The following is a 24,022-nucleotide window of genomic DNA, read 5'->3' as shown; positions in this document are numbered from 1 at the left end:
CGTCGCCTCCCGGGGCCCTTCTGGATTTATGGCTGACAAAGAGTAGGGGTTTTATTTAACCAAGGCGAGTGCAGCCTCACTAGGGGCGACGCCAGAAAGTCCAGATCCATGCGTTTCCCCTCCCAAAAGTTCATCCTCGTGGGTTATGCTTCACAGAGCACCCCCTTGGGCGGGCAGCTAACCCCAACCGCGGGTTGTAAAATCCTAAAGAATTGAGGAAGTTTATGAAAGCTGCTTCATCATGCGCCAGGGCGCGGAAGCTCCTGGCATCAGTCGCCGCGGCCCTCGCGGCAACCCTGACCTTCAGTATGTCGCCGGCACACGCCGACGACCCCCCAGACAGCGGCTACCCGAAGATCGGGACGAGCAGCGAGAGCGTGCCCGGCTACCGTCTGAACGTCAAGAAGATTGAGGACGGCAAACCACAGCCCAACCATGTCACGCCTCACCTGTTCACCGTGCACACCGAGAAGGGGGTCATCAAGGCCTACTGCATCGAGATCGAGATCGACGTCATCTACGGCTCCAGCCTGCGCATCGGCGGCTGGAAGGACTTCCCGGGCACGAACAAGTTCAAGGACAACCCGGATGTCCAAGCCAAGGTCGCCTGGATCGCCCAGAACAGCTACCCCCAGACCGACCTGGCCAAGGTCACCCAGACCACTGGCATCGCCGGCCTGACCGAGAGGGAAGCCATCACCGCCACCCAGGCGGCCATCTGGCACCTCACCAACCCCGACGAAACCCCGTCGCTGGACCTGGCGGAAGGCGACCAGGCGACGAAGGACCGCACCGGGAAGCTGTACGACTACCTGCTCGGCGAGAAGAACGGTGGACTGAAGGAGCCCGCCCACCCCACCATCGGAATCAAGGGTGGCGACCTTCCCTTCGCCCTCAACGACGCCAAGACCGAGGGCAAGGTCGGGCCGATCCGCTTCGAGTCCAACCAGCCCACCGCCAAGCTGACCAGTGAACTCAAGTACGAGCTGGTCGACAAGGACGGCAAGGCGGTCGACAGGAATGCCATTCCCACCGGCACCGACCTGTACCTCAAGGTGCCGGCCGACAAGACCTCGGGCGAGCAGGAGTTCACGGCCTCCGTCACCAGCACCGTCCAGGCGGGCAAGCTGTTCATCACCAAGAGCGGCAAGCACGGCCAGACCATCATCACCGTCTCCACCGATGAGATCCCGGCCGACAGCCAGGGCAAGGTCACGTGGTCCGCCCCCCAGCAGACCCCTCCGGCACCTCCGACGAGTCAGCCGCCGACCTCGGCACCTCCGACGAGTCAGCCGCCGACCTCGGCACCTCCGACGACCTCGGCACCCCCGACGAGTCAGCCGCCGACCTCGGCACCTCCGACGACCTCGGCACCTCCGACGACCTCGGCACCTCCGACGACCTCGGCACCTCCGACGACCTCGGCACCCCCGACGAGTCAGCCGCCGACCTCGGCACCCCCGCCGACTTCGGCACCCCCGACGAGTCAACCGATCACCCCGACTCAGCCATCGACGACCGCCACGAGCACCGTGACCGTCACCAAGTCGGCTGATCCCCCGGTCGTTCGCAAGCCGGGCCTGCCGAGGACCGGCGACTGATCAGCAAACCCCCAGATACGGAGAAGGGGCCGGGCATCGCCCGGCCCCTTCTCACGTCCACCCGACCCTCCGTCACCCGCCGACCCAGAACCGAGGGATCGATAGTTGAAAATTTTCTGTAGTACTTTCGGCCGAAGCTGCTAGTCAGAAGCCCGCGACCCCGATCGCGACACGCCCGGACGTAAACAGTGAATGATTCAATTAACTAAAGCAAAGGCGCTCCGACTAGGCATGATGCCGATCGGGAAGTACAATGTTCACCCTCCCTCCCTAAAGTGCAGCCACATGGGTTATAGTTCGCGAAGCGACCCTGTGGGGAGGCCGTGAGCGGCCTGTTCGCAGGCCGTGAACCCCTAAAGAATTGAGGAAACCTATGAAGGCTGCTTCATCGCGGACCAGGACGCGCAAGTTCCTGGCATTCGCCGCCACCTCGCTGGCGGCCGTCCTTGCCTTCGGCACCCCGACCGCGCACGCGGACGACTCCGCCTACCCCCAGGGCTACCCGAAACTCGGCGCGAGAACCGAATCCGTGCCCGGCTACAACCTGAAGTATTCTGGCGCCGGCTACCGTAACGTCCCCACCATGCTGTTCTCGGTGCACACCAGCTCGAGCAAAGAAGGCAACATCAAGGCCTACTGCATCGAACTCGAGGTCAACATCCAGTTCGAATCCGACCTGAAGGTCGGCGGCTGGAAGGAGTTCCCGGGCACGAACAAGTTCAAGGACAACCCGGATGTCCAGGCCAAGGTCGCCTGGATCGCCCAGCGCAGCTACCCCCAGACCAACCTGGCCGAGGTCACCAAGGCCTCCGGCGTCCAGGGCCTGACCGAGAAGGACGCCATCACCGCCACCCAGGCAGCCATCTGGCACTTCACCAATGACTTCGAGTACCAGGGCCTGGACGGCACCGACCAGGCGACGGCCGACCGTGTCGGGGCGCTGTACAAGTACCTGACCGGCGAGAAGAACGTCGGTCTGAAGGAAACCGCCAAGCCCACCGTCGAAATCAAGGGCGAAAACGGCACCTTCAAGGCGGGCGACCCGGTCGGCCCGATCCGCTTCGAGTCCAACCAGGCCACCGTCAAGCTGACCAACGAACTCAAGTACGACCTGGTCGACAAGGACGGCAAGGCGGTGGACAAGAACGCTGTTCCCACCGGCACCGATCTGTTCCTCAAGGTTCCGGCCGACGCCCCGGCGGGCGAGCAGGAGTTCAAGGTCTCCGCCACCGGTAGCGTCTACGCCGGCAAGCTGCTGATCTCGAAGGGCAACCGCAGCCAGACCATCATCATCGGCTCCAACAAGGAAGTCACCGTCGAGGCCTCCGCCGTGCTCAAGTGGAATGCCGTCCCCAAGGCGACGACCCCGGCCCCGACCCCGACCCCCACGCCGTCCAACTCCACGCCGGCCCCCAAGCCGTCCAAGTCCGAGCCGTCGACTCCCAAACCCGGCACCCCCAAGAAGCCGGGCCTGCCGAGGACCGGCACCATCTGATCACCTGATCACCCCCTGAGAAAAGGGGCCGGGCCGATGCCCGGCCCCTTTTCACACCCCGGTGTGCCCGGACGTTCCAACGGACCGACCGAAATGACCCCGATGTGACAATCCCACAGCCTTGCGCTAACTTTCCAGAAACCAAAACTCCTTGCGCCTTAAATCACCTTGGGTGCTGGGATGAGAAGAAGGGGGGATCAAAGCATGGGAGCATTCTCCACAGGCAGGTTCGCCAAAGGACTCCTGGCCTTCGTCGCCACGTTCGTGGCCGCCGTCCTGGCGGTCGGGGCGCCGAACGCCCGAGCCGACGAGTACCAGCCGGGGTATCCGAAACTCGGACAGGACTCCGAACTCGTCTATGGCCACGACCTGTACCGTGATGGGGCGCTGGGAACCCAGCTGCTGACCGTTCACACCGACGACAGGGGCGGCAGGATCCTGGCCTACTGCATTGAACTCGACGTCCATTCCAATTGGGGCGGCGAACTGCAGCAGACTGATTTCTCGGCCTTCCCCGGTAGCAACGAATTCGCGAAGAACCCGCAGGTGCGTTCAAAGGTTTCCTGGATCATTCACCGCAGCTACCCGCAGACCGGCGTCGCCCAGGTGGCGGCAGCTGCGGGCGTGCCCGGGTTGACCGAGCGGGAGGCCATCACCGCCACTCAGGCCGCCATCTGGCATCTGACCGACAACTTCGCCTTCAACGGTCTGCACAGCTGGGAGGAGCCCCGGCACGACACCGCATCCGAGCGGGCACAGCGCGTCAAGAAGCTGTACGACTACCTGCTGGGCCCGGCCAACGCCGGTCTTCCGGAGAGTTCCGGCCCGAGCGTGGAGGTCACCGCTCCCAAGGCTCCCGGAACCAGTGGTGAACTGGTCGGTCCGATTCGTCTGACCGCCACCCAGCAGACCGTCGCCTTGGCCACGCTCCCCTACCCGTTGGTGGATGCCCAGGGCAACGAGGTGGATCTCTCCGCGGTTCCCACCGGGACGGACCTGTTCCTGAAGGTTCCCGCCGACGCGCCCGCCGGGAAGGCCGACATCACCGCCAGCCTCACCGGGGACACCCACACGAGCCACCTCCTGGTCGCCCGGAGCGGACGCTGGCAGACCCTGATCATCGCCAAGACCAAGCAGGTCACCGTAACCGCCCGGGGCGAGGTCAGCTGGGCCCCTGCGAAGGCTCCGAGTCCTTCTCCCAGCCCGTCGCCCTCACCGAGCCCGTCGCCCTCACCGACGCCGTCAGCGAGCACCCCGACGCCCGGGCCGGGCATCCCGGCCAAAAAACCGGGCCTGCCGAGGACCGGCAGCTGAGAAGATCCACGGTCCGGCCCTGAGCTGCTTCTGCCTCCCACCCCCCACGGGGTGGGAGGCAGAAGGTTTTTCATGACCCGCGCAGGAGGCTTTCCAGGGCCTCATCGATTGGCATAGTGGTCGTCCCGGAGATCAAGGATGCCCATGCGTTCCGGACCCCAAGCGCTGCTGGCACAGCGCATCCGGCCAACAGACCAAACACGTGCACCGACAGCCCGGCAGGGAAACCCTGCGAGTCCCTGGCGGTCACGAAGCAGGCGTTTCCGCGCAGATCAACAATGCGTCCAGAGGGGCCCGGTCAAACCGGGCCCCTCTGCATTGTTCAGTGAACTTCATTGAACCGGAATCGCAGCCACCGCGACCGGTTGCGCACGAAGCGATTCCGGGACGGGTACGATGCCACCTGCAACCGGCGCCGCACCCACCCCCAACCAGGCCACCGACTCCGCCTGCGCCAGTTCAGCGGGCAGTCGCAGTTCCCCGGAGGCGGGGGACAGCAGAAATGCATGGACCACCCCGTCGACGACGGTGTAGCGGACTTCCCCATCGGCGGCGCGTCTCCACGGCCGCGATCCGAAGATCGCCGTCCCATTGACTTCGAGCCAGGCCCCCAATCCGTCGAGGGCCCGCTGTTGGAGCTGCGGAATCGACCCGTCGGCACGCGGACCGACGTTGATCAGGAGGTTGCCGTTCTTCGCGACGACGTCGACGAAGTAGCGGATCAGCCCGACGGCATCCAGGCTGTGGGCCTCGTCCTCCTCGGCGTTGTAGCCGAAGGACAGGCCGAGTCCGCGGGTGGCCTCCCAGACCTGCTCCTGAACCCCGTCGACGTCGCTGTACTCGCGGGTCAGGAACCCGTGCGCGGGCACCCCCCAGCGGTCATTGACCACACCGTCGGGCACCGTCTCCAGGTAGTGCCGCCACAGCGCCGCGACCCCGAATCCGTCGTCTCCCTTGCCGCCGTCGGGCCATTCGATGTCGTTCCACAGCACCGACGGCCGGAAACGGTCGATCAGCTCGGTCAGCTGCTCGGCCGCGTAGCGCGCGAACCCCTCGTCGTTGCGGCGCAGCAGGAACAGATCGCGGTCGGACTGGATGGGCGGCAGGTCCGAGACGTGCCAGTCGAGGGCCCCGGAGAAGTACACCCCGAACCGCGCCCCGGCGGCCCGGGTCGCATCGGCGAGCTGCCGGATCAGGTCGCGACCCGGCCCCCGCCGGGCCGCGTTGAAACCGGTGGTGGCGGTGTCCCACAGGCAGAAACCGTCGTGGTGTTTCGTCACGGGAACCACGTAGCGCGCCCCGGAACGCAGCACGGCCCGGATCATGGCATCGGCGTCGAGGTCACCGGGACGCCAGCGGTCGGCGAGGTCCTCGTAGCTGGTGCCTTCCCCGAACCGCGCGACGTGCTGGGCACGGCAGGGCGACCCGGGGATGCGCACGGTGTTGCCGTACCACTCGGCGTAGCGGTGCCGCGCGTAGGCGTCCTCGACCGGCACCCGCCCGTCGTGGGGTTCGGCCCAGGCCGGCAGGGAGAAGATGCCCCAGTGAATGAAGACACCCAGCTTGGCGTCGCGGTACCAGTCGGGGACGGTGACGTCCGGGTAGTCGACGCCGAGGGCCGGGCCGGTGCGTTCGTCGAAGTTCAGCATCCGGCACCTCGCCGGGTGATCGACGGGGTCAGGTCCGGGTCGGGATTGGAGCGGTCGAAGGGCCAGGTCCCGGGTTTGAGATTGCGGTGCCCGAGCCGCAGCAGGTCCTGGTCGACACCACCGGGGGTGAGGGCCATGACCCACGCCTTCGCCAGGGTGAACAGCTCCGGTTCCAGGTAGCCGATCTTGACCAGCACGACATCGGCGTCCTCGGGTTCCAGACCGAGCTGACGGAAGTCGTCGAGCAGGTGGAAGGGTTTGCGGCGTTCCGTGATGATCACGTGCACCGACCCGCATCTGACCACCGCCTGGCGGCCTGCGACGGGATCGCCCTCGGCCAGGGAGAACACCTCCCCGCGCACCTCGGCGGGTGGTGCGACCGCATCGACGTTCCCGCCGACCCGCACATCCACCGCCCCGCCGACCCCGGCATCGAAGCAGGCCGCGACGGCCCCGGGATCGAAGGTGGAGGCGTGGATCACGACGCGGCCCCCGTCGGTCAGGCCGGGGTGGGCCAGCAGTTCACGCACCGTCCACGACACGTCCCCGGCGCCGCCCGCGGTGGGGTTGTCGCCGGAGTCGGAGATCACGAAGGGTCTGGGCGCGTCCTTGGCGAGCGCCGTAGCCAGGGCACCGTCGAGGGTGTCGGTGGGGCCGACGAAACAGAAATCGTCGCGGGCCGCCCACCATGCCTCGGCCAGCTCCGAGGCCCCGGCGGCGACGGCCTCCCGGTCATCGCCGGTGACGACGACGGCGGCCTGGCAGCGGGGTTCGTCGGCCCATGCGTAGCCGACCCACAGGGCCGCGTCGATCACCCCGTTGCGGGCCTCGATCTCCGGCACCCGGGCGTAGATCGAGGCCGCGGGTTCCACGCGGGTGGAGGTCTTCTCGCCGGGCAGCAGCAGCGGAACGGGCACGAATGCCTTCCACGGCCGCCTGGCGGCGACGTCCGCACCGACCCCGGAACGCAGCCGGGCGATCAGGTTCCAGGCCGCACGTTCCTTGGTGTTCATCACGTCCTCGTGCGGGGCCATGCGGTAGCAGGTGATCAGGTCCACCTGGTCGACGAGGGTCGCGGAGACGTTGCCGTGCAGGTCGAGGGTGGCCGAAACCAGGCAGTCGGGGCCGATCACCTCCCGCAGCGCAGCGGCCAGGTCGCCCTCCGCGTCACGCATCCCGACGACGCTCATCGCGCCGTGGATGTCGAGCAGCAGCCCGTCGAACGGCCCCTTGGAGGCGGCCAGCTCCAGGATGCGGGCCTTGATGTCCTGGTAGGTCTCCGGGCGGACCGCACCTCCCGGCAGGGAACGGCCGTGGTGCAGCGGCACCCAGTCGACGGCCTCCCGGAGTTCCCTGCCCGCGTCGAGGAACGGGTAGTAGGACAGCAGCTCGTCGCCCTCGCGGCGGGTGAACGCCTCGTCGCCGCTCAGGTGCGGGGAGAAGGTGCTGGACTCGATGGACATGCCTGCGATGGCGATCCTAGGCCGTGCGATTCCCCCGTCGGCGGCGGGTGGCAGGGGCGGGCACCAGATGTCGGCGGCTGTGGTCATGGGACGGTTTCCTTCAGGTCGAGGGCGAGGGCGGCGGCCCCGAGGGCGGGGTTGACGAGGGTGGCGCGGTGCACACCGGGGATCGGCACGGTGATGGGCGGGTCGGTGGCCAGGGCCTCGGTGAGCAGCGGTCCGAGCAGGTCCCAGGCCGCCGTCACCCCTCCCCCGACCACGACGTCGGTCAGATCGAGCAGGGTGGTGGCCACGACGATGCCCTGCGCCAGGGCCTGCGCGGCGCGGGTGAACACCTCGACGGCGGCGCTGTCACCTCTTCTGGCTGCGGTCGCGATGTCGGATCCGGTTAGTCCGGTCCGGCCCGTCAGGTCGGCGTAGCGCAGAGCGAGGGAACGCCCCGAGGCGAGGGTTTCGAGATGCCCCACTCCACCGCAGGTGCAGCGGTGTCCGGGATAACCGGGGGTGTGCCCGATCTCCCCCGCGCCGCCGCGCGGCCCGTGGTGGGGGCGTCCTCCGATCAGCAGGGCACCCCCGACCCCGGTGCCGAGCATGATGGCCAGGCCGTCGCTGACGCCGCGCAGCGCACCCCAGCGGGCTTCCCCGCACAAGAACGCGTTGACGTCGTTGACCAGTTTCACGGGGCGTCCGGTGAGGTCGGCGATGGCCTCAGCGGGGCGGCGGCCCCGCCAGTCGGGGAAGGTCCCGGAGGCAGCCAGCACCTCGCCCGAGTCGGGATCGATCACCCCCGCGGCACCGGCGCCGACGGCTGCGGCCCGCAGCCCGGAGCAGGTCTCGATGCGGGTCACCAGGCCTGCGGCGGCATCGATCAGCGCCTGACCACCGCACCCCGAGGCGGTGGTGTCGGAGGCCAGGACGTTGCCGTCCACGTCCGCCAGCACCGCGGTGATCTTGGTGCCTCCGATGTCGACACCGGCCACCACGGGGCCGTGCAGCACATCATCCGGCGACGGGATCCTGAGCATCAGCGACCACCCAGCCCGGCCAGGGCGATGCCCTTCACGAGGTGTTTCTGCAGCGCTATCACGAGCGCGGTGGTGGGCACCATCGAGATCACGGCGGCGGCCATCTGCAGGTCCCACCGGGTGCCCTGCTGCGTGGAGAACGTCGCCAGGCCCACCGGCAGGGTGCCGAGGGTGGAGTAGTCGACGGTGACGATCAGCGGCCACAGGTAGGAGTTCCAGAAGCCCAGGAAGGTGAACACGGCCAGCACCGCGATCGCGGAACGCGACAGGGGCAGGATGATGTTGAGGTAGATGCGCACCGCCCCCGCACCGTCAACCCGGGCGGCTTCGTCCAGCTCGAAGGGAATGCCCCGGTAGAACTGGCGCAGCAGGAAGGTGCCGAAGGCGCTGAACGCAAACGGGATGATCAGGGCCTGATAGCTGTTGATCCACCCGAACCAGTCCATCAGGGTGTACATCGGGATCATCACGACCTCCGCTGGCACCATGAGGGTGACCAGGAACAGCAGGAACACGGCGTCGCGTCCCTTCCAGCGGAGCCGGGCGAAGGCGAACGCCGACGCGGAGGAGACGATCAGCACCAGGATCGTCCCGGCCACCGACACGAACAGCGAGTTCAGCATGTAGGTGACGAACGGGCCGTAGGTGAACACCTCGATGAAGTTCGTCCACTTGATCTGAGACCCGATCAGCCTCGGCGGGGATGTGAACATCTCGTTGTTCGGTTTCATCGCGGAGAACAGGGCATAGATCAGCGGCGACGCGAAGACCAGGGCGGCGATGTAGATGCTGACGTGGGCGAGCACCGAGCGGGCACCCCCGCCCTTCTTCCTGGTCTCAGTACTCATAGTGCACCCATTTCTTCTGCGCCTGGAACTGCAGGGCCGTCAGGACGATGATGACGGCGAACAGGATCCAGGCGGCCGCGGCGGCCAGACCGAGGTCCTGGAACCGGAAGCCGTTGTTGTAGATGAACTGGACGATCGGCTGGGTCGAGTTGCCGGGGCCACCGCCGGTCAGCAGCTGGGGCTGGGCGAAGACCTGCAGCGAACCGATCATCGTCATCACGGTGGCGAAGAACACGGCCGGGGAGATCATGGGCAGCGTCACGCGGAAGAACAGGCGGGCCCCCGTCGCGCCGTCGATGCGGGCCGCCTCGATGACGCTGTCGGGAAGCTGTTCCAGCACCGCCGAGAAGATCAGCATGTTGTAGCCGAGGCCCTGCCACACCGACATGGTCACCACCATGACCATCGCCCAGAACGGATCGGCCAGGAAACTGGGCAGGGTGTGGTTGAACAGTCCCTCACTGATGCCGTTCAGCGCACCCTTGGGTTGCAGCAGCATCTTCCACACCAGGATGTTCGCGACCATCGGGGTGACCACGGGGATGAAGAACAACACCCGCAGCACCCCACGCCCACGGATACGGGAGTTGAGCGCCACCGCCAGCCCGAGCGACAGGGCGATGTTGATGGGGACGTAGGTGATGGCGAACACGAAGGTGTTGCGCATCGCCGGCCAGAAGTCCGGGCTGACGGTGAACAGCTTGATGTAGTTGCCGAGCCCGTTGAAGGTGCGCGCACCGAAGGTGGGCCAGTTGAACAGGCTCATGACGATGGACAGGCCCACCGGGAAGAGCGTGAACAGGCCGAGGCCCAGCAGGGCCGGGCTGACGAAACCCAACGCCTGGCGGGCCTCGGCCCTGCGAAGGGCCCCTTTTCTGGGGGAGGACATTCAGGACCCTTTCCCCGTCACTGCTGGAACTGCTTCTGGGCGGAGTTCAGCACATCGGACATCGGCTTGGAGCCGTTGTAGACGCTCACCAGTTCGGGCTGGATGTAGGAGTTGACCTTGGACCAGTTCGGGGAGACGTGCTGCGCCTCGACGTTGGCGAAGGCGGCTTCGAAGGCCTGCTTGACCGCGTCGCGGTACTGCTCGTCGATGGAGTTGAAGTACAGCGGCTGCGACTCGACGCGGGCCGGGTAGGACCGGCCGGAGCTGGCGATGTGGTCCTGGGCCTCCTTGCTGAGCAGGGCTCCCAGCACTTTCAGGGCCGCGTTCTTGTCCTTGCAGCTCTTGGCGATGCCGTAGCCCGATCCGAGAATCAGTCCGGTCGCCTTGCCGCCAGCGGGTGCGGGCAGGTTCGTCATGCCGACCTTGAAGCCTGCATCGTTCTTGAGGTAGCTGCTGGCGTTCCAGGTTCCGTCGACGGCCATCGCGGCGTTGCCGTTGGAGAACTGGTCCTCGCCCCAGCCTGCGTCGGAGGCCGATCCGACGGGCAGCGCAACCTTCTTCTCGGTGACCAGACCCGCGTACCAGGTGGAGGCCTCGACGAAGGCCGGATTGGCAATGTCCAGCTTGCCGTCGGCGGTCACCGGCTGGGTGCCGGACTTGGCGATCGGCAGGGCCTGCCACTGGAAGTCACCCATGCCGATACCGAAGCCCTGCTTGCCGTCCTTGGTGGCCGCAGTGGCGGTGGCCTCGAAGTCGTCGAAGGTCCAGCCGTTCTTCGGCTGGGGCGCGCCCGTGGCGTTGATCATGTCGGCGTTGTAGTAGGTGAGCATGGTTGCCATGTCGAAGGGCAGGCCGTACATGGTGCCACCGTTGCTGAGGATGTCCGTGGCGCGTGGGGCGAAGTCGGAGGACTTGAGCCCCGCAGTGGCGAGATCGGCCTCGGTGAGCTCCGCGAAACCGGCCTTGTAGTCGGACAGCTTCCCGGAGTTCATACCCGTCACGCAGGCCATGTTGTCGGTGCCCATGTTGGTGGTGAGCTTGGTGAAGAAGTCGCCCCAGGGGGCGGTGCGCAGCTCGATCTGGATGTCGGGGAGGGCCTTCTGGGCGATCTCCACCTGCTTCTTGATGGCCTCGGTGTCCTTCTCACCGCCGGCCCACATGTCGACGACGATCCTCGTCCTGCCATCCGAGCCGGTGGTGTCGCTGCCACCTCCCTTGCTTGAGCATCCGGTGAACGCCAGCGCGGTGACTGCCGCCAACGCGACGGCCCTGCGGAAATTGATCTTCATCTCTTCTCCTCGATCCCGCACACTTAATTCTCCTTCGAAATAAGTTGAGTGCCTTTCTGGCGGAAGTGAGCTTAGGGCAGGCAGATTGACAGACGCAAGACGGGAAGGGCACACCGTTGCAAAACCGTGACCTGACGGGCGTACGGGCAGAACCACAAGTCCCCGGACACCCACGAAATGGTTTCGACACGACCCACTCGCTGACGCTCGCAGGCCGGCTCGGCCAACTTCCGCCCCCAAGCCGCCTGAGCCGGGCCAAACACCCCTCCCAAAGCCGGTTGAGCCGGGGCGCGAGGAACGAGCGACCCGAGTCGAAACCACCCCACACCCGGCAGCCAGACCCAACCACCCTCCCCCTGGTTTCGACACGACCAGCTCACCAAGCGAGCAGGCCGGCTCGGCCACCTTCGGGAGGATGGTTCCCGCGACTCGGCCGTCCTAAAAAATTTCCGTGAGCAAAACTTTTTAGTTCGGCGTTGGCTAAAGTTAGTCCATGGCACGTCCACATCCGCGCATCACGGAGCTGCTGGCCGACGGGTCGGCCTCGTCGCGTTCGGACATCGCGCGTCTGCTGCGGGTCGCCCCGTCGACCGCCTCGGCCTGGGTCGGGCAGCTCATCGACGCGGGGGTCGTGGTTGAGGACGGACTGGTCGCATCCGGAGGCGGACGCCCCCGCCGCAGGCTCCGCCTCAACCGTCCCCCCGGACACCTGCTGGTGGCGGAACTGGGCGGCAACCACGCGCGGCTCGGGGTGACCGACCGGACGGGACGGCTGCTGCACTCCACGACCTCGCCCCTGACGGTGGCCGATGGCCCGGAGCAGGTGCTCGGTTCCCTCGCCACGCTCCTGCGCGACCAACCGGCCGAGGGGGAACTGGCGGGGGTGGGGCTGGCGCTGCCCGGCCCGGTGCAGCCCGGAGGCACGGTGCGGCTGCCGTCGCGGATGCCGGGATGGGCGGGATTTCCCGTGCAGGAGGCCCTTACGGAAAGCTTCGGGGTGCCTGCCGTGGTGGAGAACGACGCGAACGCGATGGCGCTCGGGGAGCACCGCACCCAGTTCGGCTCCGAGGGAGACTCCATCACGGTGAAGGCGGGCACGGCGATCGGTTCGGGCATCGTGATCGCGGGACAGCTCTACCGGGGGGCGACCTTCGCCGCCGGGGACGTCACCCACACCGTGGTCCACGCGGCCGGGAACAGGCCCTGCACCTGCGGGAAGACCGGCTGCCTGGAGACGGTGGCCTCGGGGGCGGGTATCGTCGCGCGGCTCGTCGAGCAGGGGATCAAGGTCACCAATACCGCGGATGCCCTGGCCCTGGCCCGCGACGGCGACCCCGAGGCCACGACCATGATCCGCACCGCCGGGTCCCTGCTCGGCGAGGTCCTCAGCTCGGTGGTGAGTTTCTTCAATCCGCAGGCACTGTTCCTGACCGGCGGGTTGGCCTCGTCGCAGCACTTCGTGACGGCGGTCCGGGCCCGCATCTACGACGGATGCCATCCCTTGATGACGGAGTCGCTGCGGATCGAGGCGGCGTCGCTGGGAGCCGACGCGGCCCTGGCCGGCACGGCCCTGCTGACCGCGGCAGCCATCCGCGATGCCACCCCCTAGGCTGGGGCCATGCTGATCGGTGCTCATGTTGACGCGGACGCCGCGATTGCGCAGGCCGTCGCCCTGGGGGCGGACATCGCCCAGGTGACCCTCGGCGACCCGCAGTCGTGGAGGAAACCCACCGTCCCCGGCGACGGGGCCGCCGCCCTGAGGTCGCAGGCCGAGGATGCCGGGATCGGGCTCTACGTGCACGCCGCGTACGTCATAAACGTCGCCTCCACCAACAATCGCATCCGCATCCCGTCGCGGAAACTGTTGCAGCAGACCATCGACGCGGCCGCTGGGATCGGGGCGAGCGGGGTGATCGTCCATGGCGGGCATGTCACCGCCGACGAGGATCAGCGGCGGGGCTACGAAAACTGGCGCAAGTGCGTCGACGGCCTCGATTTGAAGGTGCCGATCCTGATCGAGAACACCGCGGGCGGCAAGAAGGCGATGATGCGATACCTCGAATCCATCCGTGACCTGTGGGCCGCCTTCGACGGCTCCGACAACCTGGGCGGCGTCGGTCTCTGCCTGGACACCTGCCACGCGCACGCCGCCGGCCTGGACCTGACCACCGTGGTGGAGGACGTGCTGGCCGTCACCGGCCGCATCGACCTGGTCCACTGCAACGATTCCCGCGACGCGGCCGGTTCCGGGCGCGACCGCCACGCCCCGCTGGGACGCGGCCAGCTCGACCCGGAGGTCCTCGTCGCCCTGCTGCGCGACGCCGACGCCCCGGTCATGCTGGAAACCCCGCCGGAGAACCACGCGGAGGAGATCGCCTGGCTGCGGGAGCAGCTGGGCTGAGAGCGGCACCGACGGATTTCCCCGGTTGCGCAGCACTCAACTCGTTTTCCGGCCCGGAATGGTGCATTTCCGGGATTGAGTGCTGCAGAACCGGGTTGGGCGTCCCTAGCCCTTCCCCGCGGCCTTCTGCTCCCCCGGGTGGGAGAGGTTCTCGAAGGACAGCAGCCGGTCCACCGTGATCTCGTCCAGCAGGCCCCGTTCCAGAACGATGTCGCGCACCGATTTGCCCGACCTGGCGGCCTCCCGGCCCACCTCGTCGCCGGCCCGGTGCCCGATGTAGTCGTTGAGGAGGGTCACTACCGAGATTGATTCGCGCACGTAGCGTTCGCAGACGTCCTTGTTGGCGGTGATGCCGTCGATGCAGCGGGTCCGCAGCACGTCGCAACCCGACTTGAGCAGCCGGATCGACTCGAACAGCGCCTGTGCGATCACCGGCTCCATGGCGTTGAGCTGCAGCTGTCCCGCCTCGGCCCCGAGCCCGACGGTGAAGTCGTTGCCGCGCACCTTGTAGGTGATCTGGTTGACCACCTCGGGAATGACGGGGTTGACCTTGGCGGGCATGATCGAGCTGCCCGCCTGCATCGCGGGCAGGTTGATCTCGTTGAGTCCGGCGCGCGGCCCGGAGCTGAGCAGCCGCAGGTCGTTGCAGATCTTCGACAGCTTCGTCGCAAGGCGTTTGCAGGCCGCGTGGGCCATCACGTAGGCGCCGGTGTCGGAGGTGGCCTCGATCAGGTCGGCGGCGGTGACGAAAGGCCGTCCCGTGATCTCGCAGAGGTGTTTCACGGCCAGTTCCCGGTATCCGGGCGGGGCGTTCAGTCCGGTGCCGATCGCCGTAGCACCCAGGTTGATCTCCAGCAGCAGCGACCGCGCGTAGTCGAGGTGGCGCAGTTCCTCTTCCAGGTTCACCGCGAAGGCCGTGAACTCCTGCCCCAGGGTCATCGGCACCGCGTCCTGCAGCTGGGTGCGCCCGAGCTTGAGGATGTGCTCGAACTCCTCGCCCTTGTCGTAGAAGGAATCCGAGAGGTCCTCCACCGCGTGCGACAGCTCCCCGAACACGTGGTCCAGGGCCACCCGGAAGCCCGTCGGGAAGGTGTCGTTGGTGGACTGGCCGTGGTTGACGTGGTCGTTGGGGTCGACGATGTCGTAGCGGCCCTTCGAGAATCCCAGATGCTCCAGCGCCAGGTTCGCCAGCACCTCGTTGGTGTTCATGTTCACCGACGTCCCCGCACCGCCCTGGAAGATGTCGATCGGGAACTGATCCATGCACCGCCCCTTGGACAGCACCTCGTCGCAGGCCTGGAGAATCGCCCGCGCCACCCAGCCGGGCAGGGCACCGAGTTCGCGGTTCGCCAGTGCCGCCGCCTTTTTCACCAGGACCATCCCGCGGATCAACTCGGGGACCGAGTTCACGGTGACCCCCGAGATGGGGAAGTTCTCGATCGCCCTCAACGTGTGGATGCCATACCAGGCGTCGTCAGGGACTTCACGATCGCCAAGCAGGTCGGTCTCGGTGCGCGACATTGCCTTCCTTTCGGAGCTATCCTCCCGTCAAAGCCCCTCGAAAAGGGGGCGAGAGCAACGCTACCGGAGTCACCAAGCCCGCGCGTGCCGGGCCAGCTTCTTCCCCGATCCACGAGACAGCCGGGCATTCCGCCGCCACACGTGGGAGGCTCTACTGAAGAGTCGGACCCGCATGTTCTCCGACGAGTCGCTAGGCTGGGGTCCGTGACCAGATGCGTTTACATTGCTTCATCGGAGTGGCAAGTCAGCAAGAGCGCCATCGCTCTGGGCGTGCTGGAGTTGTTCGCGCGCCAAGTCCGTTCGGTCGGCTTCTTCCGTCCGCTGGTGCAGTCCCTGGAGGAGGACGGCATCACGACGGCATTGCTGGCCACCAACACCCTGCGTCACCAGAGCTTCGAGGACAGCGTCGGTGTCAGCTACGAGGACTGGGCCAACGATCCGGAGACCGCCATCGACACCATCGTCGCGAAGTACTCCGCGCTGGCGGAACGGTTCGAGGCGATCGTGATCGTCGGATCCGATTTCGACGACCTCACCTACGGCACCGAGCTGGACCACAATGCCCTCATCGCCGCCAATCTGAACGCGCCGGTGCTGTACGTGTGCCGCGCCTCCGATCGCTCCGTCGACGAGGTGCGCCGAATGGCGGAGGAGGCCATCGAGGCCTTCGAGGCCCGGCACAACACCGTCGTCGCCGTCATCGCGACCCGCGCGGAACCCGAGATCAGCGAGGAACTCTCCTCGGCACTGCGCGAGGTGCGAGACGTCCCGGTCTCGGTGCTGTCCGCGAATCCGGTGCTCGACGCCCCGTCGGTCGGCCAGCACTTCGAGGCGGTTGACGCGACGCTGTGGCGCGGCAAACCGGAGAGCCTGAACCGCGAGGCGCTGACGACGATCATCGCGGGCATGAGCCTGCCGAACCTGCTGCCGCGCCTCCAGAAGGAGGCCACGGTCATCGTCCCCGCCGACCGGCTCGATCTGCTGCCTGCTCTCATCATGGCGCACCGTTCCGCCACCTACGGGCCTCTGGCGTCGCTGCTGCTGACGGGCGGTTTCGAGATCCCGGAGACGGTTGCGACGCTGCTCAGCGACTCCGAGGTGGACCTGCCCATCGGCATGACCGATGAAGACACCTTCCCCACCGCGGTCGCGCTGCGGGAGGTCAGCGGGGTGGCCACCAGCTCACCGCGAAAGGTCGAGTTGGTGCGTGCCCTGTTCGACCGGCACGTCGACGAGGAGGCATTGCTGACCGCCATTGAGTTGCCGCGCGCCGAGATCCGCACCCCGAGCATGTTCGAGCACCAGCTGATGCAGATGGCCCGCAGGGACCTGAAACGGATCGTACTGCCCGAATCCACCGACGACCGGGTGCTGACCGCCGCCGACGTGGTGCTGAAACGTCACATCGCCGAGATCACCCTCCTCGGTGATCCGGGTGCCGTCTCCCGCCGCGCCGCGGAGCTGGGTCTCAACCTGACGAACGCCACCGTCGTCGACCCCAAGGACCCGGAACTGCTGGAAAAGTTCGCCGCCGAGTACGCGAAGCTGCGCGCCCACAAGGGTGTCACCCTGGATGCGGCCCGCGAGAAACTGGCGGACCTGTCCTACTTCGGCACGATGATGGTGCACCTCGGCATGGCCGACGGCATGGTTTCGGGTGCGGTGAACACCACCGCCAACACCATCCGCCCGTCGCTGGAGTTCGTGAAGACCAAACCGGGTGTCTCCGTGGTCTCCGGTTCCTTCCTGATGGCCATGAGCAACCGCGTGGTGGTCTACGCCGACTGCGCCGTCAACCCCGATCCGACGCCCGCGCAGCTCGCGGACATCGCGATCTCCTCGGCGCAGACCGCCGTCAGCTTCGGCATTGAACCGCGCATCGCGATGCTGTCCTACTCGACGGGCACCTCGGGTTTCGGCGCCGATGTCGACAGCGTGCGCGAGGCCACCAACCTCGTCCGCGAGAAGGCGCCCGAACTCAAGGTGGAGGGCCCGATCCAGTTCGACGCGGCCGTCGACGAGGTGGTGGCGGCCAAGAAGATGCCGGGCTCGGAGGTCGCGGGGCGCGCGACGGTGTTCATCTTCCCGGACCTCAACACCGGCAACAACACCTACAAGGCCGTGCAGCGCACCTCCGGTGCCGTGGCCATCGGTCCCGTTCTCCAGGGGCTCCGCAAACCCGTCAACGACCTGTCCCGTGGCGCGCTGGTCGATGACATCGTCTCGACGATCACCATCACCGCCATCCAGGCCCAGACGGACTGAACCCCCGCGCCGTCCTGAAGTAGTCCTGAAGTCCTGAACCCTGTCCGATACCGACCCCCAAGGAAAGAACCTGTGTCCAGTCACATCCTGCTGCTCAACTGCGGCTCCTCGTCCATGAAGTACCAGCTCTTCGACCCGGAGACGCAGAGCCCCTTGGCGGTCGGCATCGTCGAGCGGATCGGGCAGGACGTCGGGAAACTGAAGCACGAGGTCGACGGGCAGGAGTTCGTCGAGGAGCAGCCGTTCCCCGACCACACCGCCTCGTTTGCCGCGGTGGTCGCGGCCTTCGGGAAGCACGGGCCGTCCCTCGACGGGGTCCGGGCCGTCGGTCACCGCACCGTCCACGGCGGCTCCACTTTCCAGGAGTCCACGCTCATCACCGACGAGGTGATCGCGAAACTGGTGGAGCTGCAGGCCTTGGCGCCGCTGCACAACCCCCCGGGGATCGCGGGCATCGAGGCCGCGATGGCGCTGCTGCCCGACGTGCCGCACGTCGCGATCTTCGACACCGCCTTCTTCGCGAAGCTGCCCGCCGAGGCCTACACCTACGCCATCGACCGGGAGGTCGCGAAGAAGTACGAGTTGCGCCGCTACGGCTTCCACGGCACCTCGCACTCGTACGTGTCGAAGAAGGCCGCAGAGGTGCTGGGGCGTCCCGTCGAGGAACTGAAGGTCATCGTCTGCCACCTCGGCAACGGCGCCTCCATTTCGGCGGTCGACGGCGGTCAGGCGGTGGAGACGTCGATGGGCCTGACCCCGCTGCAGGGGCTCGTGATGGGCACCCGCTCCGGTGACATCGACCCGGGCATCTTCAAGTTCCTCTCCGACAAGGGCTATTCCATCGACGAGATCGACACGCTGCTGAACAAGCAGTCCGGCATGGGCGGCATGTGCGGCCACACCGACATGCGCGACGTCGAGGCCCGGATCGACGCGGGCGACGCCGAAGCACGCCTGGCGATGGACGTCTACATCCACCGCCTGATCAGCTACATCGGCGCCTACATCGCGGTGCTGGGAGGGGTGGACGCGGTGGTGTTCACCGCGGGCATCGGCGAAAACGCTTCCCTCGTACGCCGCGAGGCCTCCAACCGGCTGCGTCACCTCGGCCTGGTCATCGACGAGGAGAAGAACGCGGTGCGCGCCAAGGAACCGCGCGTGATCTCCACCCCCGACTCCCCCGTCAAGATCCTCGTGGTCCCCACCAACGAGGAACTTGCCATGGCCCAGGACACCCTGCGCATCATCGGGGCCTGAGGGACCCTTCCCAAAGCTGGTTGAGCCGGCCTGCTCGTCCACGAGCTGGCTCAACCAGCATTGGCTTTCTTTGAAGCTGGTCGAGTCGAAACCACGGCGAGGACACCCAAGGACCCGTGGACGAGTCCGCCTCCCGACCACCAGATGGTTTCGACACAGCCGCTCGCTTCGCTCACAAGCTGGCTCAACCAACTTCAAAGAAGGAACGCCCACAAGCTGACCCAACCAGCTTTGCCCTCATTGAAGCTGGTTGAGCCGACCAGCGAGCGCCAGCGAGCCGGTCGAGTCGAAACCACGGCGAGGACACCCAAGGACCCGTGGACGAGTCCACCTCCCGACCACCAGATGGTTTCGACACAGCCGCTCGCTTCGCTCACAAGCTGGCTCAACCAACTTCAAAGAAGGAACGCTCACGAGCTGGCGCAACCGGCTTCGAATGGTCCCCGAGCGGCCATCAGCGACACTCCGACCCTGCCCCGCGAGCTAACTTTGGGGCGTATTTGCCTGTATTCTGGCCGACACTTCCCCAAACTTTTGTCAATGGAGGTCCGGCATGACCTTGCTGACCATCGGCGTGGCGAGCAGCGCGCTGTTCGACCTGACCGAATCGGATCGCGTGTTCCGGGAGCAGGGCGTCGCCGCCTATCGCGAACACCAGGAAGAGCGCCTGGACCAGCCGCTGCCGGCCGGCCCCGCGCTGCCGTTCATCCGCCGTCTCCTCGGGCTCAACGACGTGCTGGCCGAGGCGGTGGACGTGATCGTGCTGTCCCGCAACAGCGCCGAATCCGGGCTGCGGGTGATGCGTTCCATCAGCTCGGCGGGGCTGCCGATCACCCGGGCGGCATTCCGGGAGGGGCGTTCCGCTTTCGAGTTCATGCCCGCGCTGGAGATGTCGCTGTTCCTGTCGGCCAATCACGACGATGTCTCCGAGGCCCTGGCGGCCGGGCACCCGGCGGGCACGGTGCTGCGCGGCAGTTCAATGCCCGAGGTCGGCAGGGAACTGCGGGTCGCCTTCGACTTCGACGGCGTCCTGGCCGACGACTCCTCGGAGCGTGTGTTCCGCCAGGAGGGCATGGGACGCTACGCCCTGCGCGAGGCCGAACTGGCCGACGTCCCCCTCTCCCCCGGTCCCCTGGCTCCCTTCCTGGCGGGCCTGAACCGCATCCAGGAGGAGGAGACGACGCTGAAGTCGCGGGATTCGGGATACGAACCCCGGCTGCGCATCTCGCTGGTGACCGCCCGTTCGGCACCTGCACACGAACGCGCCGTGAACAGTCTCCGCGCCTGGGGTCTCAAGGTGGACGACGCCTTCTTCCTCGGTGGCCTGCCGAAGGCCCCCATCCTGGAGGTGCTGAACCCCCACCTGTTCTTCGACGACCAGCGTCAGCACCTGGACCGGGCCCTGCGCACCCCGTCGGTACACGTCCCCTTCGGGGTGGCCAACGAGGCCGACGCCGGTCCCGCCCCGGTCTCCGGTGCGCCGCGCCGCGCCCGCCGCGCCGCACCGGAGGAGGTCCTCGACATCACCGCCTGAGGGACCACCGGACGGGCAAGGAAAACGACAAGGCGAAAGCCCCCGGTTTGTGGGAACCCGACTAGGCCCGTGATGTAGCGTTCATCGTCCCCGTTGCGCACTTCCCACCGCTTGCCCGGGAGGGATAGCGTTGCCCCATGGCACGAGCACTGATCACGGGCGCGACCGCCGGCATAGGCAACGCCTTCGCCAAGGAACTTGCCGCCCGAGGAACCGACCTGGTGCTCGTCGCCCGGAACCACGACCGCCTGGAGACCACCGCCGCGGACTTGTCGGAGGTGCACGGAATAGAAGTGGAGGTGCTGCCCGCCGACCTGTCCGTCCGCGACGACGTGATGAGGGTGGCGCAACGCCTCGAATCCGAGACCGAGCCCGTCGACATGCTCGTCAACAACGCCGGTTTCGGGTTGCACGCCTCGCTGATCGACGCCTCCCAGATCGAACTCCACGAGCGCGCCATGGATGTGATGTGCCTGGCGATGCTGATCCTCGGCGGCGCCGCGGGCCGGGCCATGAAGGCGCGGGGCCGGGGCCGGATCGTCAACGTCGCCTCCACATCGGGCGCGATCTTCACCGGCAACTACTCCGCCATCAAGGCTTGGGCGCGCACTTGGTCGACGGGCCTGGCGTTGGAGCTCAGCGGCACCGGGGTCACGGTGACGACGCTGCTGCCCGGCTGGGTTCGCACCGAGTTCCACCAGCGCGCGGGGATCAGTGCCACGAGCCTGCCGTCGTTCGTGTGGATCGACGCAGACAACCTGGTCAAGCAGTGCCTGCGGGACGTCGAGAAGGGCCGCATCGAATCGGTCCCGACGAAACGCTGGAAGGCGTCGTTGTTCATCGCGGATCACGGACCTCGGAAATTCATCCGCTGGTTCTCCCGAAAGCTGTCCGCTAGCAGAAGGAAGCGCTGAGACATGGCGAAGGTCCCGAAACCGGGCAAGCACGCCTCCAAACTGAATGCATCCACCCGCCAGGCCGCGCAGATGCTGCTGCTGAAACCGACGATGTGGCGGCTGTTGCGCGTCCACGTCCACGGCAAGGCGAACCTCGAAGGCCTGGAGGCGCCCTGCGTGGTGTTCGCCAACCACTCCTCCCACCTGGACACCCCCCTGATCTACGGAGCGTTGCCGAACCGGATCTCGAAATACCTGGCGGCGGGCGCGGCACGCGACTACTTCTACGACAAGTGGTGGAAGGCCGGGCCGATGTCGCTGTTCTTCAACGGCTACCCCATCGACCGGGGCAAGGACAAGGAATCGAAGAAACGCAACGTCAGGGGCATGTCGGCGGCGCTTCTCGACGCCGGGGTGCCGCTGCTGATCTACCCGGAGGGGTCGCGTTCCCGCACGGGCGCGATGGCCCCGTTCAAACCGGGCGTGGCGGCGCTGTGCATCTCCCGGCAGATCCCAGCCGTCCCGATCGCCCTGATCGGCGCGCACGCTGCCTGGCCGAGCAGCCAGAAACACCTCCCCAAGGGACGTCCCGTGGTGCACGTCGTCATCGGGCGGCCGTTGAGACCACGGCCCGGCGAGATCGCCCACGAGTTCAACGAACGGATGCGCCGCCAGGTGCTTGAACTCCACGACACCACGGCCCGCGCCTACGGGGCCAAAACCCTCGACGAGTACGCCCGAGCCGCCGCCTTGGAGAAGGCGGCGAAAACCGAGATCACCGCCCTGGCGGAGGATGCCCGGGCCCGTGCCGACCAGCAGGATCACCAGGAGGACCAATGATTGACGGCGTCAAGCAGCACAAGTGGTGGGGTTGGGGCGAGGAGGGCCGTTCGTACCATCACGACGACAAACCGAAGTTCGCTCCCTTCGTGAAGAAACTGGTCGGCGTCGACATCAACGCCCCCGTCGCCCCACTGCCGAAGCTCTCGGACCTGGACGTCCCGCCGTCGCGGCTGGAGAAGGAGCTGCGCGACACACTGGTCGGGATCTCCGGCGCCGAATACGTGCAGTCCGACGACGAGACCCGCGTCATCCACGGCCTCGGGAAGGGGGTCCGCGACCTGATGCGGGTGCGCGCCGGCGACTTCGGCCGGCTGCCCGACGTGGTGGTCTATCCCGCCAACGAGGACGAGGTGGCGCGGATCGTCGACGCGGTGGTGGCGGCCGACGCGGTCGTGATCCCGTTCGGTGGCGGCTCCAACATCGTCGCCGCCCTGGAGGCCGAACCCGGCGAGCAGCGGCAGGTGGTCTCGGTGAACCTGGGACGGATGAACCAGGTTCTCGCCATCGACGAACAGTCCGGGCTGGCGCACATCCAGGCGGGCGTGTTCGGCCCCGACATGGAGGAACAGCTCCAGGCCCGCGGCTGGACGATGGGACACCACCCCGACTCGTTCGTGTGGTCGACGCTGGGCGGGTGGATCGCCACCCGCAGCTCCGGTATGCAGTCCGACAAGTACGGCGACATAGCAGACATCTGCCGCGGCCTGCGAATGGTGATGCCCGGCCAGATCCTGTCGCTGCGGCCGCTGCCGTCGACGTCCTCCGGCCCGAGCGTGCGCGAGATGGTGCTGGGTTCGGAGGGGCGCCTCGGGATCATCACCTCCGCGTGGGTGAACGTGCACCGCATCCCCGAGGTGCGGGAAATCCAGGCCTACTTCTTCCCCACCTACGAGGACGGGTTGAAGGCGTGCGAGCAGATCGTCTCCTCCGACGCCTCCGTCATGATGGCCCGCGTCTCGGACGCCATCGAGACGCAGTACATCATGGCCAACGGGAAACGCTCCTCGAAGCTGTCGTCGCTGCTCAGCAAGGGCATCGAGAAGATCATGCTGGCCAAGGGCTGGGACCTGGAGCAGATCGCCATGGCCTTCGTCGGTTTCGAGGGGTCCGCGAACCACGTCACCTACGAGAAAGGGCTCATCGGCAAGATCGTGCGCGCCAACGGCGGGCTGGGGGTCGGCAAGGGGCCGGGCACCCTCTACGACCAGAAGAAGTACGACACCCCCTACATCCGCGATTTCATGCTGGACCACGGCATGATCTGCGACGTCTCCGAGACCTCCACGCCGTGGCGCTACGCCGTCGAGATCCACACCAGAACCGTCGCCGCCGCCCTGAAGGCCATCGAGGAGCGGGGGGTCAGGGGAACGGTGTTCTGTCACCTGTCGCACTCCTACCACTCGGGCGCCTGCCAGTACTTCACCTTCGCCATAGCCGACGATTCCGACGGCGCCATGGACACCTACGACGCCGTCAAACGGGCCATCCAGCAGTCGTTCATGGATTGCCGCGGCACGGTCTCGCACCACCACGGGGTCGGTGAGGAACACTCTCCCTGGATGGATCAGGACATCTCCCCGGCGGGCGTTTTCATTCAGCGGACGCTGTTCGAGGGCGTCGACCCGGGCCGCAACCTGAATCCCGGCAAGATCGTCCACGAGGGCAGGCCGGGCATCTCGTCGAACTCCCGAGACGCCTGAGGTCGCAACCGGTTTTCCCCGAAGCCGGTTGA

The 24,022-nt window shown here is 66.9% G+C and carries 18 protein-coding genes; 11 read left to right on the top strand and 7 right to left on the bottom strand.

Going from position 1 to position 24,022, the window contains the following annotated elements; translation table 11 throughout:
- Positions 1-308: 308 nt before the first annotated feature.
- From EL272_RS01520 to EL272_RS01510, 3 genes are all read left to right on the top strand, one after another.
- The gene (locus EL272_RS01520; RefSeq protein WP_244926101.1) at positions 309-1,601 is read left to right on the top strand and encodes a thioester domain-containing protein; all 1,293 of its coding nucleotides are present in this window, start codon (positions 309-311) and stop codon (positions 1,599-1,601) included.
- Between the two features lie 373 nt (positions 1,602-1,974).
- Positions 1,975-3,096, top strand: a complete 1,122-nt coding sequence (locus EL272_RS15870; RefSeq protein ID WP_061787284.1) for a thioester domain-containing protein — start codon at positions 1,975-1,977, stop codon at positions 3,094-3,096.
- A gap of 204 nt (positions 3,097-3,300) precedes the next feature.
- On the top strand, positions 3,301-4,410 hold the full coding sequence (locus tag EL272_RS01510) for a thioester domain-containing protein (protein ID WP_061787285.1): 1,110 nt from the start codon (positions 3,301-3,303) through the stop codon (positions 4,408-4,410).
- A 332-nt stretch (positions 4,411-4,742) separates the two neighbouring features.
- On the opposite strand, the gene EL272_RS01505 is transcribed toward EL272_RS01510, so the two are convergent.
- Genes EL272_RS01505 through EL272_RS01480 form a run of 6 tightly spaced genes read right to left on the bottom strand, consistent with a single transcriptional unit; the run spans position 4,743 to position 11,573 of the window.
- Positions 4,743-6,059 (bottom strand): alpha-L-fucosidase, encoded by a 1,317-nt coding sequence (locus tag EL272_RS01505; protein WP_061787286.1) that lies wholly within the window; start codon positions 6,057-6,059, stop codon positions 4,743-4,745.
- Positions 6,053-7,609, bottom strand: a complete 1,557-nt coding sequence (locus EL272_RS01500) for a M81 family metallopeptidase (RefSeq protein WP_061787287.1) — start codon at positions 7,607-7,609, stop codon at positions 6,053-6,055. Before EL272_RS01500 ends, EL272_RS01505 begins: the two co-directional genes overlap by 7 nt.
- Positions 7,606-8,547: an ROK family protein gene (locus EL272_RS01495; protein WP_014845439.1), complete on the bottom strand. Its 942-nt coding sequence runs from the start codon at positions 8,545-8,547 to the stop codon at positions 7,606-7,608. The genes EL272_RS01500 and EL272_RS01495 overlap by 4 nt, the downstream gene beginning before the upstream one ends.
- Entirely contained in the window at positions 8,547-9,395 is an 849-nt protein-coding gene (locus tag EL272_RS01490) for a carbohydrate ABC transporter permease (protein WP_061787288.1), read from the bottom strand. Before EL272_RS01490 ends, EL272_RS01495 begins: the two co-directional genes overlap by 1 nt.
- Positions 9,385-10,284, bottom strand: coding sequence for a carbohydrate ABC transporter permease (locus tag EL272_RS01485; protein ID WP_061787289.1), 900 nt, complete (start codon positions 10,282-10,284; stop codon positions 9,385-9,387). The genes EL272_RS01490 and EL272_RS01485 overlap by 11 nt, the downstream gene beginning before the upstream one ends.
- A gap of 17 nt (positions 10,285-10,301) precedes the next feature.
- Positions 10,302-11,573 carry an ABC transporter substrate-binding protein gene (locus tag EL272_RS01480; protein ID WP_061787290.1) on the bottom strand — a complete coding sequence of 424 codons (1,272 nt, stop codon included), beginning with the start codon at positions 11,571-11,573 and terminating at the stop codon, positions 10,302-10,304.
- Positions 11,574-12,066: 493 nt separating this feature from the next.
- Here EL272_RS01480 and EL272_RS01475 point away from each other — a divergent pair, with 493 nt between their 5' ends.
- Together EL272_RS01475 and EL272_RS01470 are read left to right on the top strand one after the other, a co-directional pair.
- Positions 12,067-13,182: an ROK family transcriptional regulator gene (locus tag EL272_RS01475; RefSeq protein ID WP_061787291.1), complete on the top strand. Its 1,116-nt coding sequence runs from the start codon at positions 12,067-12,069 to the stop codon at positions 13,180-13,182.
- Positions 13,183-13,191: 9 nt separating this feature from the next.
- Complete coding sequence (locus EL272_RS01470; protein ID WP_061787292.1) at positions 13,192-13,974, top strand: deoxyribonuclease IV; 783 nt, start codon at positions 13,192-13,194, stop codon at positions 13,972-13,974.
- A 105-nt stretch (positions 13,975-14,079) separates the two neighbouring features.
- On the opposite strand, the gene aspA is transcribed toward EL272_RS01470, so the two are convergent.
- A complete protein-coding gene (aspA, locus tag EL272_RS01465; protein ID WP_061787293.1) occupies positions 14,080-15,495 on the bottom strand; it encodes an aspartate ammonia-lyase in 1,416 nt (471 codons plus the stop codon).
- A 204-nt stretch (positions 15,496-15,699) separates the two neighbouring features.
- Between aspA and pta the strand changes: the two genes are divergently transcribed.
- The 6 genes from pta to EL272_RS01435 all read left to right on the top strand — a co-directional run bounded on the left by pta (position 15,700) and on the right by EL272_RS01435 (position 23,990).
- Positions 15,700-17,760, top strand: coding sequence for a phosphate acetyltransferase (gene pta / locus EL272_RS01460; RefSeq protein WP_014845432.1), 2,061 nt, complete (start codon positions 15,700-15,702; stop codon positions 17,758-17,760).
- 72 nt (positions 17,761-17,832) lie between these two features.
- Positions 17,833-19,017: an acetate kinase gene (locus EL272_RS01455; protein WP_014845430.1), complete on the top strand. Its 1,185-nt coding sequence runs from the start codon at positions 17,833-17,835 to the stop codon at positions 19,015-19,017.
- Positions 19,018-19,570: 553 nt separating this feature from the next.
- Positions 19,571-20,551 (top strand): 5'-nucleotidase, encoded by a 981-nt coding sequence (locus EL272_RS01450; protein WP_061787294.1) that lies wholly within the window; start codon positions 19,571-19,573, stop codon positions 20,549-20,551.
- Between the two features lie 137 nt (positions 20,552-20,688).
- The gene (locus EL272_RS01445) at positions 20,689-21,465 is read left to right on the top strand and encodes an SDR family NAD(P)-dependent oxidoreductase (protein WP_061787295.1); all 777 of its coding nucleotides are present in this window, start codon (positions 20,689-20,691) and stop codon (positions 21,463-21,465) included.
- 3 nt (positions 21,466-21,468) lie between these two features.
- On the top strand, positions 21,469-22,287 hold the full coding sequence (locus EL272_RS01440) for a lysophospholipid acyltransferase family protein (protein ID WP_014845425.1): 819 nt from the start codon (positions 21,469-21,471) through the stop codon (positions 22,285-22,287).
- Complete coding sequence (locus EL272_RS01435; RefSeq protein ID WP_061787296.1) at positions 22,284-23,990, top strand: FAD-binding oxidoreductase; 1,707 nt, start codon at positions 22,284-22,286, stop codon at positions 23,988-23,990. Before EL272_RS01440 ends, EL272_RS01435 begins: the two co-directional genes overlap by 4 nt.
- Positions 23,991-24,022 lie beyond the last annotated feature (32 nt).

This window comes from Arachnia propionica (assembly GCF_900637725.1).
Classification (GTDB): Bacteria; Actinomycetota; Actinomycetes; order Propionibacteriales; family Propionibacteriaceae; genus Arachnia; species Arachnia propionica.
The sequence above is the reverse complement of the archived record's forward strand: the minus strand, read 5'-3'. Positions and strand labels throughout refer to the sequence as shown.